Below are 17086 nucleotides of genomic sequence, written 5' to 3' on the forward strand. Positions count from 1 at the left end.
CATCATTCGGACGCGGCCTGCGTCCACGATTGCGACTGGCCGTCGATCATGGCGACGCGGCCGCCGTCACCGGTGTCGATGTAGATGCCGAAACGCTTGTCCTGGCGCTCGCGCGCATAGCGGCGCAGCATGGCGCGGAGTTCATGCGTGGCGATCCGCTCATAGGGCAGCGCGTCGACGGAAAAGAAGGCGTGGCCATCCGGCAGCGCGGCTTCAGCGCTCTCACGGCTCAGTTCGGCGCGGTAGATGAGATAACCCGGGTCGCTGTCGGCGACGTCGAACACCGAATAGAGAAAGGTGTTTTCCGGGACGAGGCTCAGCGCATCGCCGCCATCGAGGACGAGCTGGCTGTCGGCCTTGCGGCGCCGCGCCGTCGGCAGCACCCAGCGTCCCTTGCCGTCGCTGCGCAAGAGGATGCGGTTCCCGGCTTCGACCAGATAGCCGATGATCATGTCCTGCGAGGCCAGCCAGCCGGCAGGCAGCGGATCCTTCACGCTGGCGTAACGGCCGCGGCAAAATCCGAGCGGCGCCGATGGGCTGGTGCCGAAAGCCTGGACTTGGCCGATCAGGATGATGTGGTCACCGGCCTCGATGCGGTTGTGAACGGTGCAGTCGAACCATGTCAGGCTGTCGGTGAGGATCGGCGCGCCAGTGTGGGCGCGGTCATGGTTGACCGACTGGAATTTGTCCGCCGCTTTGGACGCGAACACTGAAGAAACATCGACCTGGCCTTCATGCAGGAAATTGACCGCGAAGGACCGTGTTTCGTTGAAGGCGGGAAAGCTCGCCGCCGCCTTGCCGACGCAGACCAGGAGCAATGGCGGCTCAAGCGAGACCGAGGTGAAGGAGTTGGCGGTCATGCCGCGCGGATTGCCGTCGCAGTCGCGTGTGGTGATGACGGTGACGCCGGTGACGAAGGTGCCGAAGGCACGACGCAAGGCGATCGGATCGATCGTCCTTTGTGCCACCGCGTCCGCCATTGCTTTCCTCCTAAGTGTCGGATGGAAAGCTAGGCAGGAGCCGGCCGGCGTTCTTCCTCCGGTCTGTAGGAAAGATGGCGCGGCGTGCTGCTGTTATCCCGAGCAAATGCAGGTGCGACAAGCCTGTGCTTGCGGTGGCTGCCGTGTCGCTACAGGGGTGGCGGGGTCAAGGAAGTCTAGCGGGCTGCCGGCACGCGGCTATCGATGATGCCGCTGAGACGGATCGCAAGTTCGACCGCGAAGCGCTGTTCGGGCGTGTCGAGACGGATCCCGAACAGTTCCTCGATACGCGACAGGCGATAGCGCAAGGTGGTGACGTGCAGGCCGATGGCGTCGGCGCAGGCCTGGCTGCGGCAGCCCTCGCGCAGATACGCAAACAGCGTGTCCAGATAGGGCGTGCCGTGCTCGCGGTCGTGCGCGATCAGGGCGCCGACACTGTCCTCGACGAAGCCGCGCACGTCGGGAGCGTCGGCGGCGGCAACCAATATCGGCAGCGGACCGAAATCCTGGCCGGCAAAAACACCGGTGCGGCCGAAGGAACGGCCGATCCGGATCATGCGGCGGCACCGCTCCCAGGCGATCGGATAATCGGCCAGCGCGGCACAGGCCTCGGAGAGCACCACCACCGGCTCGCGCTCGAAATAGCGGCCGAGCTCGGCCGCGATCCTGTGCGGCAATTTCGCGAAGCGCGCGCCGTCCTGCCCGGCATCGGCAGGAACCAGGCAGACAAGCCCATCCTCCACCGCGATTGCCGTGCCGGCAATGCCTGCCTGCTGCAGGAGACGCACGAGCGCATGATGCGGATCGGCAAGGCCGATGGCACCATCCTTCACCTGCTCGGCGAGATCGACGACGATCATCTTCTGCGCAACGGTCAAGTCGAGCCCAAGCCGGCGGGCGCGATTGACGATGTCGGCCTCGTCGCGCCAGCGGCGCTCCGCCACCTCCAGGAAAAGCTCGGTCAACGAACGCGTCTCGAAACGGAAGCGCACGAAGCTGCGCATCATCTGCACGCTGAGCGCGAATTTGGTGCTGTCGAGCAGCATCTGGTCGAGTTGGCCCGATGCCTGCGGCGTCGGAAAAATCATCAGCGCGCCAACCACTTCGGCGTCGATGGTGAGCGGTTCGATGCGCACCGAGAGCTTGAGCTGGCGCTTGCCGTCATCGACAAACAGCGTCTCGGCGTGGCGCCCGTCGGACGCGCCGCGCGCAATCTTGAAGATCTGTCGGCTGAGCGTTCCGCTCACCGCCTGCTGCCAGGAGGCGATGTCGAAATGCACCTCGCTCGGGGAACGACCGGCGACGACCAGATTGGCATGGAAATCGATCACCACCACCGGATTGGGCAGAAACTCGCTGACCTTTTCGGCGAGCGAGACCACCGACCCGTCCGACAAGGCCTGCTGCAGAAGCGAGGTGTGCGCCGAAAGCGCGCGTTGCAGGCGTTCGCCGGCCTGCTTCTCCTGGCGCAGCCGATGCTGCTTCTCGACCGCGATCTCGCCCAGATGCACGATCATGCCGATGAAGGCGATATCCTCCGCCGTCACTTCGGTGATTTCGCGCGAGACGACGGTCAGCACCATCGGCCGGCCGTCCTCGTCGACGCAGTTCATCGGCATGACGAGCACGCTGCGGTAGTCGCGCTCGAAGGCCTCGCGGCGATAGCCCGGAAACTCCTCCGACACCCGCGCGTCCCTGATATAAACCGGCTCATTGCGGTTGAGCGCGACGATCGAGGGACTGGTGGCCAGTTCCCAGCGGTCGGGCAGCGTGCGGTGAATGAGCGTCGGATCGTGGCGCACGATGACATAGGCGTGGCCATGCGGGGCATCGATGCCCATGATCGAGCCCAGCGTCCATTTGGCATGACGGCAGGCCGCCAGCACGAGGTCGCGCAGCACGGACTGGAGATCGCCGCCCGAATTGATGAGGCTGGCGGCGTCCCGCAAGGAGAGAATTTGCGACTCGTGGTCCACGCCTGATCTTCCGCCACTCGCGAAGGGCGAATTTTAGCCGTCGCGGATGTACCAACGCTACACCGCTTCCAAGCGGGGCGCACGCCGATTCTTCCTACGAACCGGAGGAATACCCGCCGATCGGCGCCTACTAGATTTGAGCTTTCACTGAAGAGGCCAAATCATGGAATTGCGGAAGATCTGTACCTTCATCGAGGAAGTACACTTCGAAGGCAGCAGGGCGGCCGCAAGGCCGGTGACATCGATCGTCGTCGCCGCCGTCTTGGGCAATCCATGGGCCGGGCGCGGCTTCGTCGAGGATTTGCGGCCAGAGATTGTCGCCATCGCACCCCGACTCGGGCAGGAATTGACGCGCCGCCTGATTGGGCTGATGCCGGCGGAACGCATCGAAAGCTACGGCAAGGCGGCCGCCGTCGGAACCGCCGGCGAGATCGAGCACGCCTCGGCCATGATCCACACGCTGCGCTTCGGCAATGTCTTCCGCGACGCCGTCGGCGGCACGACCTATCTCGAATTCTGCAACACACGCAACGCGCCTGGCGCGCTGCTGTCGCTGCCGATGATGCACAAGAGCGAGAACGGCCGCCGCTCGCATTTCATAACCGCCAATTTTCAGATCGCCGACGGACCGGCCGCGGACGAGATCGTCGTGGCCATTGGCGCAGCAGACGGCGGACGGGTTCACCCCCGGATTGCGGACCGCTTTCAAGACATGAAAGAGATGGAGCAGGAAGCAGCGATGTGATGCTTGCGCTGCATCCCCTGCGCTGTCGTCGATGATGTCCGCTTTCGAGAATCGGCGCAGCTGGCCTCAAAGGCCGACATCGGGCGCAAAGCGGTCGTTCGCGCTTTGAGATACGAGGACCTCGTACGGCAAGAGCTCCGCTGTCGGCGGCAGCCGGCGGATGGTTGATGCTGACATTGTGGCTAATAAAACGCGTGCCTTTATCAACGCACAAAGCTCTCACCCCACGCGATCAGGGAAGCCTTTCCGCGCCCAAAATCAATTCCCTGATACTTCGATAGCCAGTTGAACAACCTCGCGCTCGATCGCTCTATCTTCTTCGCTTTGGTAGTCATGCCCCCAATCCACGCTTGGCCAGTCCGGCTTGAGTTTGGATGCCAAGCGACACTGCGCCTGCGCATCGTCGACACGGCCAAGCTTAGCCAGGCATCCAGCCGCCCGAACGTGGATATAGAAGCCGGGTCTGCTGATCGCGGCAAACGACCTGACGGCCTCTTCGTATCGCTGTGTCAGCATGAACGCCGTACCAAGGGTATCATGCAGAGTTGCCGGCAGAAACATCGGATTGGCACGGATAGTCCTAATGCAGCTTTCAATCGCCTGGTCAGACTGTCCTGTGCAAACGAAGTAGTAAGCCATCCGTTCATTGAGATTGACATCATCAGGGGTCAACCTGAAAGCGCGTTGAAAAACTTCGCGTGCGGCGTCGTAGTCTCCGCTATTCACGAGGAAAACCCCTCGCAAGCTCAGACAAGTACTGTCCTCGCTGTCGAGCCGGACGGCCAATTCCGTTTCTTTGTCTGCCAGTTGAAATGAATGCGGAGCGTCGGTCTGCCACCAGGCGCGAAGGTATGTTTGTCCTAACAGAGCGTGAGCGCGGGCAAAATTCGGATCAAGCCTGACCGCCGTTTCGAATTCCTGCTTGGCCTCTTGGATCTCATCACTCCATCGGTTAACGATCTCCATACCGCGTAGATAATGGTCATAGGCACCCAAGCTCTCGGTGGGTTTGCGTCGTGATGCCTTTACGATGTCGGATTCGAGATGACCTGGCACGGCGGCGACGATGCTTCGAGTCACTTCGTCCTGAACCGCGAAAATGTCTTCCAGGTCACGATCATAGCGTTCCGCCCAGACGTGGCTTCCGGTCGCTGCCTCGATCAGCTGGGCGGTGATGCGAACGCGCTTGGCGACCTTGCGAACGCTGCCCTCCACCACGTAACGCACGCCAAGCTTTCGCCCCGCCTGCGCGATGTCCACGGCAGCTCCCTTGAACATGAACGACGAGTTCCGTGCGATCACGAACAGGCCACGATTGCGCGCCAGTTCAGTGATGATGTCCTCGGTGATGCCATCGGCGAAGTATTCCTGCTCCTGGTCGCCGCTCATGTTCGTGAAGGGCAGAACTCCAATCGATGGCCTGTTGTCGCCAGGGACGACCATCGGACCAGGCGGCACGCTTACCCCTAGGCTCGCTAGCGCGGTGAGATAGAGCGGGTCGGCGTGCATGGCGCCGGCGTCGAGGGGCAATTTTGGATCGGTTGGCATTTCTCTGGCTACACCGACGAAGATGCCAATATTGAGCGCCAAATGACTTTCAGTAAAGACCTTCCCCCCGTTCGCCATTGCGACATTGGTGTCCTAACCTTACAGTTGACCGCTGACGCTTTGGGGGGCGGCCAATGGGTCTATTCCACCAATACCAAGATCTTATCGGGACGCTAACCACGCTGGCGGCAGCGCTGATCGGTTTCTGGGGAGTCATCTATTCACAGCGGAAGCTGACCAGGATGGCCCATGATGAGAGGGTTCATGATGAGCAGGCGGCTGGACGCTTCGCCGCACTAGAGCGCCGAAATGAGCTTGAGTCCTTCCTCAACGCCATCGTGGGTGAGCTTTCGGCGCTGCAATTCAGCATCGAGGGCGCGATCCGCATCCTGCAGGCGCAGGTTGGCATTGCGGAGGAATTGGCGCGGCAGGGCAGCGGGCGGAAGACGCAACCGAGGGTTGCTTTCCATTTCGCTACGCCGGTTTTTGACAGTCTGGTAGGCAAGATCGGCATTCTGAACCGGTCGCTGTCCTATGAGGTGTCGAAACTATACGGGCAATTCAAATCCTATTCTATGCAGGCTCAGGATCAGGTACCCGAAATCGAGGCGGGGCTGGCGGGGCGGATAATGCAGTCGGTGCAGGAGTCACTCCGCAAGCTCTCGGTTGAGGCCGAAATGCTAAAAAGCAGCCTATTGAGCGAAATGACAGCCCTGGAAAAGCCCATCTAAAGGATTGCCCAGTTCGGCCGCATCCTCGCACGCACACGGCCGCCACCAAAGAGTTGGCTTGACGGCAATTCCGTGCCGCTGTTTGATGCACCGGGAGCCGTTAGCTGAGATGCCGCCTGACGCCAAGTTTCCGCCTGACATCGTCGGCCTTCATGCCGATCCCATCTATTTGTCGGCGCTAGCAGCACTTGAGACCAACAGGGCCGCCGCTAAACCCAGACTTGCTGCCATTCTTGCCGCCGATGTGGTCGGCTACACCCGCCTGATGGGCCAGGATGAAACTGCTACGCTCCGGCGGCTTACCGCCCTTCGCAAACAGTTTTTAGAACCGCTTATCGCCTCATATCAAGGTCGCGTCATCCAACTTGGCGGTGGTCTTCTGGTTGAGTTCGAGAGCGTCGTGGATGCACTCACCTGTGCAATGGCTTGGCAACAGGGGGTAGCAGAGCGAGAGGTTGCGACGGACAGCGACAACAGGCTGATCTTTCGCATCGGCATCAACTTGGGTGACGTGATCGTCCAGGGCGATGACATTCACGGCGACGGAGTGAACATCGCAACACGTTTGGAGTCACTGGCTGAGAGCGGCGACATCTGTCTTTCGGACGATGCCTACCGTCAGGTTCGCCGGAAGATAGACGTACAATTCGAAGACATGGGCGAGCAGAGGCTCAAAAACGTGGCCGATTCGGTTCGGGTCTACCGCATAGCGGCCCACCAAGGATCGTCCTCTGTTCATCAAGCGGACGTAACGGAATTCACCGTGCTGCCCGGGCTCGCGGGTGAGGATGAAGCTGCGGCGGCCGTCTCCGCCGGTGAACTTTCTCTTCCCGTCAAGCCGTCAATAGTGGTCCTCCCCTTTGTGAATATGAGTGCTGACGCCGAGCAGGCGTATTTCGTCGATGGATTGACGGAGGACCTGATTACCGACCTCTCCAAAGTGCCCGAGCTCTTCGTCATCGCCCGGAACTCATCCTTTGCCTATAAGGGCAGATCGGTAGGCACCCGCCAGATCGCTCGCGAACTGGGCGTGAAATATGTAGTGGAGGGTAGCGCACGACGGGTAGCGGACCGCGTGCGGATCAATGCCCAGCTCATCGATGCACCCGCCGGTGGGCACATCTGGGCGGATCGCTTCGACCGGGATATTGCCGATATCTTCGCGGCGCAAGACGAAGTCGTCGGCAAGATTGTGGAGGCGCTCGCCGGCAAATTGGCTGCGGCAAACCTGAAGGAGCGTTATCGGCCAACGAACCTGACGGCCTATGATCTCTATCTACGGGGGCGGGCTGAATGGTCACACTCCACGGAGGCCGGCGTTGCGGCCATTTCCTTGTTCGAGCGGGCTGTCGCGCTCGATCCCAACTACGCGGATGCCTATCGCTGGTTGGCCGTCAGTCAGTGCGAGGCCTGGCTCTTTAGGAACTATCCGATGAATCCCCTTCGTCAACAGTCTATGGCGTCGGCAAGAAAGGCGGTTGAACTCGATCCCGACAATTCTGGCACGCATTGGGTGCTCGCGTTCATACTCCTCCTCGAGCGCCAATGGGATGAGTCTGCCAAAGAGTACGAGATTTCGCTCCGCCTCAACCCGAACGATGCCGATGCTTGGGCAAACTTCGGAGATCTGAAGACCTATGAAGGTCACGGGGTAGAGGCCATTGCCTGCCTCGAGAAGGCATTGCGACTGAATCCGCGCCCGCCGAGCTGGTATTTTTGGTTACTCGGAGAAGCCCAATCCGCTGCCGGTAAGTATGAGCAAGCAGTGAAGACTCTGAGAAATGACGCAACATATCGAACCGAATCCAGGGTTAATTTGGCATCGATTCTGGCGGTGCTCGGCAGGTTAGAGGAAGCGCGTGAAGAGGCTAGGCTATATATGGCAACAAACCCCCATTTCAAGATTAGCCATTGGGTCGAATCCCAGCCCTATCGCGACCTGACCTTGCGAGACAGGTACCTTGAAGGCCTTCGTAAGGCTGGCTTTCCGGAATGACCAATTTTTACTAGACGGAGCCACCATGCTGGAGTCGGCTTGTGGCCTTCTAGCACAAGGCAACGGCGATAATGGCTGCTTTCGTCTCGATCTTCGCCTAGACTGAATGCGATGGTTAAACAGTGGACGATCACTCTTGCGTATCGGCAACTAAGGGCTGGGCCAGGCTTTGAAGAGGGGCCGGATTATTTTTGCTGCTGAAGTCGAAAAAATGACGGGCAGCGGACTACCCGACACGCTGTCTGAGCGTTTCAGCATATGCATTGCCAGGCCCTGGTAGGGACCAATGCCGTCTAATCTGGCAGGCCCGCCAGACGCCAGCCATCAACAAACGGCTGCCCAATGCTCGCACTTCTGAAGGGTGAGTTAGCCGCCAGATCACCGAACCTCCAGTTTGGATTGGCCGCAAGAAATAGGCGGGCTTCCTCCTGTGCCTCAGAGATGCGGCTGGCAAGGGCAAGCGCAGCAATCAGAGCCTCTCTCGAACCGGTCCCATAGGTTTCTTCCCGGCGCAAGGACGCTACAGCTTCTTCGTATTGACCTGAGGAAATTTGCGCCATTCCCAAGGTCCAGAAATACCCACCCGGTGGACGAGGATTCAAACGCAGTGCCTCCGCACAAGCTGCCAGCGCCGCTTGCGGATTGCCTAAGTAGAATTGAAGCTCACCGGTCAACGCAACCGCATGTGCATCGTTGGGATTTAGCCGAACAGCGGCATCTAGTTGGAGTTTTGCTTCATCCCAATTGCGCTCATAAAGCTGAACGTAAGCTAGGATCGCGCGAGCGTGAGAATCGCCGGGTTCGATTTCCACGGCTCGTTGCGCGTGCACCAGTGCCTTGGCGCGGCCGGGTATCTGCGGCCGTCCCCAAATCAGCCAGCCATGTAGCAGTGAGACGGCAAGATTGCTGTGGGCCTCGCAGTAGTTGGGATCGATCTGAATGGCACGTTCTAGATCAGCACACGCCTCAATGGTGGTTGACCTCGAAATGTCCCATTTGCCTCGCGACCTAACACAAAGATCATAGGCTTCTAGATTTGACGGTCGGGAGCGGGCGACGATATTCTTGTCAGCAAGCTTGCCAGAAATCGCTGTAACAACGCGTTGCGTGACCTCGTCCTGAACCTGGAAGATGTCGGCGATTTCGCGGTCGAAGCGCTCAGCCCAGATGTGATTGCCGCCTTCCGACCCATTGATCAACTGCACATTGATGCGCAGCCGTTTGTCTGAGCGCCGCGCGCTTCCTTCGAGGATGTATTTAACGCCGAGGTCGCGGGCAATTTCTCGAACGTCGGTGGGTTTGCCTTTATAGGCGAAGGTGGAGTTACGGGCGATGACGAAAAAGCCAGGAACATTCGATAAGTCGGTGATGATGTCTTCCGTTAGACCATCGGTGAAGTGGTCCTGGCCAGGCTCACCGCTCATGTTGACAAATGGCAGCACCGCGATGCTGTTATGAGTGACAAGAGTCTTGAGACTTGCCGGAACGCTTGCGCCAAGGCTGGCGAGGGCGCTCAGGTAAAGTGGGTCGGATGAAATAACGGCCCGTTCGGCCACGGTCTACTCCGGCAATCCGGCGAAATGTCCCCATTTGATATGCTCTCGCCGAGTTCCGCAAGAGCTTCATTGGGAGGCGAACGGACCGCCTTGGTCGGTTCTTAGCGGCTTCGAAGCGCAACGCACGGGGCGGGTTCGACGCCACTAGCACTACTTTGGCAGTTTAGGTTTGAGGGCGTGTGCGGTCAGCTTCTGACAGTGAGGACATCTGCGGGGTGGCGATCGCGTGAAGAGGTCGAGAATGGCTTGTCTAACAGCTGGCATGCTCGGTTGTGGCGGTGGTCCGCCGACTCTTTTTTTTTCGTCCCGCTGCTTTGAGGCGGCGGGCTTGGAGAAAGGCGTAGGCGATCATGGTCATCAAGGCATGTCGATGTAATCCAGTCCATGATCGGCCTTCGAAGTGGTCGAGGCCGAGTTCCTCCTTCAATTGCTGATGTGCCTGCTCACAAACCCACCTGGCCTTGATCGTGGCGGCGAGCATCTTGAGGCTCGCATCGGCCGGTAGGTTCGACACATAGTATTTTTGCTCGAACCGCAGGAGTAGGGTTGACGTTGACCTGCTAGCGACGATACGGCGGCGACGATCGCGTAGCTCGCCACCGAAGGCTCGTGAATAAGCGTTCGGCAAAGCTATCCGACCCGGCGCAAATCATCCAGGTGATCGACGCCGATGCCTCGCAGACCAAAGTAATCGAAGAGGTGCGAGCCTGGTGGTCCAAGGACCGCCGGGAACTGACAAGTCGCAGACCATCACCAACATCATCGCGGCAGCGGCCCATGACGGAAAACCAGTGCTTTTCGTCACCGAAAAGATGGCCCCGCCTCTCTGTGGTGCACGACCGCCATACGCTGACATATCTGGGAAGCCGTTAAGCTGATGCCAGCGTCTGCGATTGTGACCTGGCACGTCGGTCATTCGGTTCTATCCCGGCATCTCGCGTCTCACCCGCTTGAACTTCTTGCTCGGAGGCAGAGCCGTCACGACGTAGCCGTTCGTCACAAGCACGAAATACCGCTCCCACAAGCGGGTGTTCCTGATCATGTATATGACCTTGGAGGCCGACCTGCGCTCGATTACCGTTGCCCGGCCGGTCTCGATATCGCGGAGCATCTGGGAGAACTCACCAGGAGCGAGAATAATGCCGTATCGGGCCAAGAGCTGCTGATGAAAGTGCCAGTGCTTCTTGGGAATGGACTTGCCGTTCCAACGGGGATCGAAACCGTTCTCGTCTTGCATGATGTGGTTCCGAGTTGGGTGTTCGACAACGCGGCCGGTTCATCACTGGACGCCGGCATTGACCGCGATTTACGCGCTATGTTCGAGTCTGGAAGATCATTCGAAGCTTTTGCACCTGCTCAAGCGTGGGAGCAGGATCGGAATCCCAAGATGCGACCCTGATCGTTTCAAGCCAAAAGCGCTCGTTAGGCGTGATCTGGCGGTCGCGGATTTGAGCAATGCGGCGCCAGCTCTCAGCGTCCAACTCGTGCTCGCCAGTCATTTGCCGAAAATCCCGCGAATGGCCGACCTCGCCTTCGAAGTCAGGCTCGGATTGGTATTGCCGGAAGCCCGGCGGATTTCCTCGAGCCATGCTACTTCGTTCTCGGTAACGAGCGTGCCGAAGATCTGCTTGATGGCAAGCTCGGTGGTATCACCGCCAAGCTGTTCGATCGCCAGCTGGAAGAGAAGCACCGAATCACATTCCAGCGCGGCTGCCAAAGCCGCAACTCTGTCGAGCGGCAACTTGGCCGTTCCAGCCTTGATCATGGCGAGCATGTTGGGATTGACGAACCCGGCTTCACTCGCGATGGCGATCTGGGTCTTCTTTGGGCGCAGTTCCAAAATGCGCTTCTCAAGATACTTGGCGAGCCTGGTGCCCGCATAGGGTTTTCCCTGATGGCTACTCATCGTCACTTCCTCTGAAATCACAGCATCGATGCGCTGCTAGTTTCTTTATAGCGACGGCCAGATGGGGATTTCTTGGGATCTACAAAGGCTCGAGAGCCCTCTCGGGCCATTCCGCAGGCCAGTGCGATTGAGGTTCAAAACGTGCGCTGAAGGAGGCAATGACGCGCTCACGCTTGCTCGAATGGGCCCGAACATACCCAGAACATCCGGTGTGATTTTCGGTGTGACTTTCGGTCACCAAAGGCACACCAAGACACCGTTTGTTCCCATTTCGCCAATTTCAGCGAATTCACCTCTTGCTTCTGAACCCTTGAGAATATAGGGCTTTGCGCGGTCCGGAGTGTAGCGCAGCCCGGTAGCGCACTTGACTGGGGGTCAAGGGGTCGTCGGTTCGAATCCGGCCACTCCGACCATTTCACAGACGCCTCATCCCCCAATGTGGCGATCCAGCTTTGACTCCGAAGGACCTGGATTTTCCCCGCACCGCTTGCAGCGGCCGCCGCGGAGCCGGGTTCGTGCATTATCGCCCCCTCGCGCATCAGTCTCCATGGTTGCCTAACTGTCCAAAGCCCGTGAATTTCCGGCAGCTTCATCCATGACCCGTGGCGTGTTTCGGGCTGAGCTTGTAGGCGTTGAAGTCAATCTGCGAAATCATGCATAGATCACGTTTTCGCCGCCCGGGGCACAATGAAGGACATCAGCCAGACCAATCCAGGGGGCGGATTCTGGCAACGTATGGACGTCTTCGACGGTTGACCTACCTTTTCGAAATACGTTGCGTCAGACTCGCTGAACGACGGTCAGTGCTTGGCGTTTCCTCGTCAGATCTTCGGCCAAACCCATGCCCAATGTCCGCACCCGTTCGTCCTGGTTGACACGCGACGTCATCCTGCTGTCGTTTTGCAGTTTGTTTGCCGACATCTCGACCGAGATGCTCTACCCGATCCTTCCACTCTTCCTGACCGGAGTTCTTGGGGCGGGTGGCAGCGTAGTCGGATTGATCGACGGTGTCGCGCAGGCGACACAGAACATCGTGCAAGGCTTCTCCGGGTGGGCGTCTGACCGGATGCAGCGCCGCAAGCCCATTGCCCTGGCCGGCTATCTCCTTTCGGCCCTTTCCAAGCCCCTAACCGGACTTGCATCGGCATGGCCGATGGTGCTCGGTGCACGGTTCCTCGATCGTGTCGGCGCCGGCACCCGCTCCGCACCGCGCGATGCACTTATCGCCGCAGCCGCGGCGGAGGAACACCGCGGGAAAGCCTTCGGCCTCGAGGGAGTCGGCGACAATCTAGGCGCCTTTCTCGGGCCACTCATCGCCGTGCTGCTGCTCGGTGCGTTTCGACTCGATATGCGCGTAATCTTCTACCTCACCGTCATCCCGGGCCTGCTCGCCTTCGCCATCGTGCTGTTCGTGCGCGAGGAGCATGTCGATTTCGCCGCTAAGGCCAAGGTTGATATCAGCCTCCGGCGGTTTCCTCGCGCCTACTGGAAGTACCTGATGGCGACTGGCCTGTTCTGCATCGGCAACTCGAGCAACGCCTTCCTTATTCTTGAAACACAGGCCGCGGGTGCCTCGGTTGAGAACACGGTTCTCGTCTATGCCGGGTTCAACCTTGTCGCTGCGTTGGTCTCCTATCCGACGGGCTTTCTGTCCGATCACCTCGGCCGCCGCAATCTTCTGCTCGCTGCGTTCGCAGTGTTCTTTGTCGCTTATGGGGGATTTGCACTCAGCGCCAACGTCTGGATTGTTGCCATTCTGTTTGTTTGTTACGGCGCCTACCAAGGAACCTTCCGCACTGTCGGTAAGGCGCTCGCCGCCGATTTCGTGCCGAGCGAGCTGCGCGCGGGCGGCATCGGCTGGTACAGTTCGCTCGTCGGGCTGACCCAGCTCCTTGCGAGCCTAATCGCAGGCCTTCTTTGGGACCGACTTGGGCACCTAGCCGTATTTATCTACGGAGCTGTCTTCGCCGTGGTTGGTGCTGCGGCAACCCTGATCCTAGTCCCATCGGACAGCCCGAAAAGCACCCGATCCAGCTAGACTGTCGAAACGCACGCTTCATCTAAGCTGGTAGGGCTCGCGTTGTGCAGCGCGCGTAGGCAGCGCAGCGACGAATGCCACACTATGTTCCACCGGGGAGGTGTCGGATGCCTTGCCGTTCAAGCAGCGGCTATTCGGTTCGAGCGGGCTGGTGAAGATGAAAGGTATGCTGCGTCGGTATCCCCGACGCAGCGCTTGCCTCAGGCCAACTATTTGCCCTGCAGGAAATCCATGAACGGTGGGAAGGTGAGGAGTACACCGACGAGGAGCAGCCCAAAAGCGGCGATATTTACCCTGCTCATCGCCACGGTCTTGGTCGCCCAACGACGCGAGAGGATGAACCACGCCACCAGCCAGACGATGATGGCCACGGTCGTCACGCCGGAGAGAGCTCCTGTCGGATTGTAGAAGTTCAGCAAGCCGTTGATGGCCTTCGAGGCATCGCCGGCGAGAGCCAGGATACCGATGGCAGCGCATCCGATGCCTGCGGCGAGAATGGCTGCCCCGCCGGGACCATTGGGTATGGTTTCAGCGATTGTTTCAACGGGTTGGCTTTTGCCGACGACCGGCTTCTGCGAGATGGTCATGGCTGTTCTCCCTTTGGCTGCGCGGCCTGTCGCTGCACTCCTGGTGTTTGAGCTCCTTCCGGTTGCTCTCCTTGTATCAATACGATCGACTGGCCGCCGCGGACGGGAGCGTATTTGTTGAGGAACGCGCCCAGTGCACCGGCTGCGCCCGTGGCGAAGAAGGCCGCGACCGCAAAGGCCAAGACCGAGATGCGCATGTTCCGGTGCTGAATGATCGCTCGTCCGTACTTCATGGTGACATAGGCCACCATGGTCATTGCGATTGGCGCCAGCCAGGCGACATGCTCTTTCCATTCCATGCCGAGAGAATGCCACTCAGATGTTCTTGGGCTCGACAGGAGAAGGCTCCGCGGATACTCCGCAAGATCGGTCACCCCGGCCGGCGGAACAGCGCGATACCACGGATAGACGCCGTAGGCGCCAGAGAACACCGTGAGCCATGAGAGAACCACCATCGCGACAAGCCAAAAGTTGAGCAGCGACTGTTCCCTTGAACTCATTGGCGGCGCCCCTGGGGCTGACATTCTATAGAGACCGGCAATGGCACCGGAAAATGCGAGCATGAAAAGAGCGCCGAAGCCCATTCCATGGAGCACCGTCATTAGATCGCGAGTGGTGATTTCCATCAGAACCTCCGTTGTCATTCGGCATGCGAAGCGCCGGAATGGTCAGAGGCATCAATATCGGTGTTCGATAAGGCAGTCTTTGATTTTGCTCAAATCGGAGTCAGCAAGGCCGTCTTAGACGGGGACGGTGATGGGCACACTGGCTGCCCTAGGCCCCGTGGCTCGTCAGGGCGTATGCCAAGCCGAGCGACCAAGTCGCCGTCAGCGCCCGCCGGATCGTCTCCCACGACCTGTGACGTGAAGCGATAATGGCGGCTGCGGGGGGGGCGAAATGTGGATACTCTTCCGAAACGGAAGTCAGCGCTGGCTAATCGGGACGGCGCGTTTTGTCGTGAGCGCAGTTCGGAAGCTTGCGAAAAACCAATCTACACTCTCAGTGGACACTCGGACTCCGGATAAGGTTCGAATCCGGCCACTCCGACCATTTTAAAGCAGGGACTTGCCCCCACAAGTCCGCCCCTCATTCTCGAATTGCCCATCCTGCCCGGCTCAACTCAGGATTGGATCCGGCACTAGGCCTGGCACACATCCACCCATTCCGCGCCAACCAGTTCGACCATCCTCTGCGGTGCAATCCGCACCGCGGCGTTGGTGGCGCCGGCGGCGGGTACGACCTCGGCGAATTCGCGCAGCGAGACGTCGCAATAGACCGGCAGCGGCGCCGGCAGGCCGAACGGGCAGACACCGCCCACCGGATGGCTCGTGGCAGCGACAACCTCTTGTGCGTCCAGCATACGCGGCTTGCCGCCGAACTGGTCCTTGAACTTGCGGTTGTCCAGCCTGGCGATGCCGCTGGTCACGACCAGCATGGTGCGCTCGCCGACGCGAAGGCAGATCGTCTTGGCGATCTGCGCCGGCAGGACGCCATGCGCTTCCGCCGCCAGCGTCACCGTCGCCGAACTGGATTGCGTGACAATGACCTCGATATCAGGCGCGTGAGCCGTGAAGAAGGCACCAACGGAGTCCAGGCTCATATCGAAAAACTCACGGTTCAGGCCCGATGCATGGCAGATGCGATCGGCGCGGATTTGGGGGCCGCACGTATGAACCCGTGCGATCTGCAAATCGGCAAGCCCGGCTTGCCGGAGAATGCCATCGCGTCAACAAGAAACCCGCCAAGCGGGCCTTGGCGGGTTTCTTGGGCATGCCTGTCGCCGATCTATGCCTGAGGCCGGCCTTGTGCGGCCAGTGTCGGTGCGGCGGAAGCAATGGGAGCGTCCTGGGGCAAACGAAGCGCGGACGCGATACGACGCAGCTTCACCGGGTCGGCCGCCCGGCCGCTCTCGATGTCCTCGATCTCATCGACCGAGAGGCCGCAGGTCAGGGAAAGCGCTTCGAGGCTGTATCCGCGCGTTTCCCGCATTGCCCTAAGGGTGTTGTAATCTGGCCCGATCTCGTTGGCTAATGGTTCGGAGAGGGCGTGGCTTTTTGCATTGTTGGGCATTGGCAACTCCGTTGGCTGAAAGCGTTTGATCAAAATGGATGTTGCCTGAGACGAGCAGGAAGATGCCCTCTCGCCGGCGATTTGCCAAGCGCTGCCACGCCCTGCCCCGATCAAGTTGTTTTGAACGCCCGACCGGCTTTTTGCCCGGCAGTTTCGCCCCACCCGTTCGTTATCTCGACGTCGCTGGCGTGAAACCATCGCTTTCCACCAGCCTTTCCCAAAAGGATACCCCCATGAACCTCAAGACATCCCTCTTCGTGCTCGGCACGATTTCCATGCTTTCCGGCGTCGGCGTGGCCGGCGCGCAGGCAGCGGACGCAGTGCGCGTGCGCGGCACGGTGGTCAGCTTCGAGCCGTCGCTGCTCACCGTGAAAACCCGTCAGGGCGATACCGCCGCGGTCAAACTGAAAGACGGCTGGAAGATTTCAGGCGTTGCCAACGCGTCGGTAAAGGACATCAAGCAGGGCGATTTCCTCGGCATCGCCTCTGTCTCCAAGGCCGACGGCGGCAGCGGCGCTCTGGAAGTGGTGATCTTTCCCGCGGCCCTGAAAGGGATTGGCGAGGGGGACCGCCCCTGGGACCTGGGGCCGAACAGCCGCATGACCAACGGCACCGTCGCCGACGTCACCGACATAAACGGGCGGGCCGTGATGCTGACCTATGACAATGGGCAGACGAAGAAGATCTCCTTACCCGACGGCACGCCCGTCGTCACCTTCGCGCCGGCCGCGCCGACCGATCTCAAGCCAAGCGCGACGGTCTTCGTTCCCGCGCATCGCGAGGCTGACGGCACGCTCAGCGCCAGCCGCGTCGTTGTGGGCAACAATGGCGTGATCCCGCCGATGTAAGCCAAACAGCCGGCTTTCGACCCTGGCGATGACGGAGCAGGAAGCCGGTTTCCTCCGAAACAGTTCAGAAACAAGATTCTACAATCGGGAAATACTGACGAAAAA

At 59.9% G+C, this 17086-nt stretch carries 15 protein-coding genes, 1 tRNA gene and 1 pseudogene; 6 read left to right on the top strand and 11 right to left on the bottom strand.

Annotated features, from left to right (window positions below):
- Positions 1-2: 2 nt before the first annotated feature.
- Positions 3-980: a flavin reductase family protein gene (locus LB536_RS26770; protein ID WP_224597879.1), complete on the bottom strand. Its 978-nt coding sequence runs from the start codon at positions 978-980 to the stop codon at positions 3-5.
- A 176-nt stretch (positions 981-1156) separates the two neighbouring features.
- A complete protein-coding gene (locus tag LB536_RS26775; protein WP_224597882.1) occupies positions 1157-2956 on the bottom strand; it encodes a helix-turn-helix domain-containing protein in 1800 nt (599 codons plus the stop codon).
- Positions 2957-3119: 163 nt separating this feature from the next.
- Here LB536_RS26775 and LB536_RS26780 point away from each other — a divergent pair, with 163 nt between their 5' ends.
- Positions 3120-3701, top strand: a complete 582-nt coding sequence (locus LB536_RS26780) for an amino acid synthesis family protein (protein ID WP_208695157.1) — start codon at positions 3120-3122, stop codon at positions 3699-3701.
- A 258-nt stretch (positions 3702-3959) separates the two neighbouring features.
- On the opposite strand, the gene LB536_RS26785 is transcribed toward LB536_RS26780, so the two are convergent.
- Entirely contained in the window at positions 3960-5291 is a 1332-nt protein-coding gene (locus LB536_RS26785) for a tetratricopeptide repeat protein (RefSeq protein ID WP_224597885.1), read from the bottom strand.
- A 92-nt stretch (positions 5292-5383) separates the two neighbouring features.
- Here LB536_RS26785 and LB536_RS26790 point away from each other — a divergent pair, with 92 nt between their 5' ends.
- Together LB536_RS26790 and LB536_RS26795 are read left to right on the top strand one after the other, a co-directional pair.
- Positions 5384-5980, top strand: coding sequence for a hypothetical protein (locus tag LB536_RS26790; protein ID WP_224597888.1), 597 nt, complete (start codon positions 5384-5386; stop codon positions 5978-5980).
- 109 nt (positions 5981-6089) lie between these two features.
- Positions 6090-7976, top strand: a complete 1887-nt coding sequence (locus LB536_RS26795) for an adenylate/guanylate cyclase domain-containing protein (RefSeq protein WP_224597891.1) — start codon at positions 6090-6092, stop codon at positions 7974-7976.
- 293 nt (positions 7977-8269) lie between these two features.
- Here the strand turns inward: LB536_RS26795 and LB536_RS26800 are convergent, their stop codons facing one another.
- The 4 genes and pseudogenes from LB536_RS26800 to LB536_RS26815 form a co-directional block, all read right to left on the bottom strand.
- Positions 8270-9532, bottom strand: coding sequence for a tetratricopeptide repeat protein (locus LB536_RS26800; RefSeq protein ID WP_224597892.1), 1263 nt, complete (start codon positions 9530-9532; stop codon positions 8270-8272).
- A gap of 250 nt (positions 9533-9782) precedes the next feature.
- Positions 9783-10061 (bottom strand): annotated as a pseudogene (locus LB536_RS31380) (transposase); the annotation flags it as partial.
- A 393-nt stretch (positions 10062-10454) separates the two neighbouring features.
- A complete protein-coding gene (locus LB536_RS26810) occupies positions 10455-10769 on the bottom strand; it encodes a hypothetical protein (RefSeq protein ID WP_224597893.1) in 315 nt (104 codons plus the stop codon).
- Between the two features lie 258 nt (positions 10770-11027).
- On the bottom strand, positions 11028-11459 hold the full coding sequence (locus tag LB536_RS26815) for an XRE family transcriptional regulator (RefSeq protein ID WP_224597894.1): 432 nt from the start codon (positions 11457-11459) through the stop codon (positions 11028-11030).
- A gap of 315 nt (positions 11460-11774) precedes the next feature.
- On the opposite strand from LB536_RS26815, the gene LB536_RS26820 reads away from it, so the two are divergent.
- Positions 11775-11851, top strand: a tRNA-Pro gene (locus tag LB536_RS26820).
- 428 nt (positions 11852-12279) lie between these two features.
- Positions 12280-13476 carry an MFS transporter gene (locus LB536_RS26825; RefSeq protein WP_224597895.1) on the top strand — a complete coding sequence of 399 codons (1197 nt, stop codon included), beginning with the start codon at positions 12280-12282 and terminating at the stop codon, positions 13474-13476.
- Positions 13477-13685: 209 nt separating this feature from the next.
- Here the strand turns inward: LB536_RS26825 and LB536_RS26830 are convergent, their stop codons facing one another.
- The 4 genes from LB536_RS26830 to LB536_RS26845 form a co-directional block, all read right to left on the bottom strand.
- Positions 13686-14063: a hypothetical protein gene (locus LB536_RS26830; RefSeq protein WP_224597896.1), complete on the bottom strand. Its 378-nt coding sequence runs from the start codon at positions 14061-14063 to the stop codon at positions 13686-13688.
- Positions 14060-14689 carry a hypothetical protein gene (locus LB536_RS26835; protein WP_224597897.1) on the bottom strand — a complete coding sequence of 210 codons (630 nt, stop codon included), beginning with the start codon at positions 14687-14689 and terminating at the stop codon, positions 14060-14062. The genes LB536_RS26830 and LB536_RS26835 overlap by 4 nt, the downstream gene beginning before the upstream one ends.
- 512 nt (positions 14690-15201) lie before the next feature.
- The gene (locus LB536_RS26840; RefSeq protein WP_140755347.1) at positions 15202-15663 is read right to left on the bottom strand and encodes a YbaK/EbsC family protein; all 462 of its coding nucleotides are present in this window, start codon (positions 15661-15663) and stop codon (positions 15202-15204) included.
- A gap of 185 nt (positions 15664-15848) precedes the next feature.
- Positions 15849-16133, bottom strand: coding sequence for a helix-turn-helix domain-containing protein (locus tag LB536_RS26845; RefSeq protein ID WP_224597898.1), 285 nt, complete (start codon positions 16131-16133; stop codon positions 15849-15851).
- 233 nt (positions 16134-16366) lie between these two features.
- Between LB536_RS26845 and LB536_RS26850 the strand changes: the two genes are divergently transcribed.
- Positions 16367-16981, top strand: coding sequence for a hypothetical protein (locus LB536_RS26850; protein ID WP_224597900.1), 615 nt, complete (start codon positions 16367-16369; stop codon positions 16979-16981).
- Positions 16982-17086: the final 105 nt, after the last annotated feature.

The sequence above is a fragment of the Mesorhizobium sp. ES1-3 genome (assembly GCF_020164795.1).
GTDB lineage: Bacteria > Pseudomonadota > Alphaproteobacteria > Rhizobiales > Rhizobiaceae > Mesorhizobium.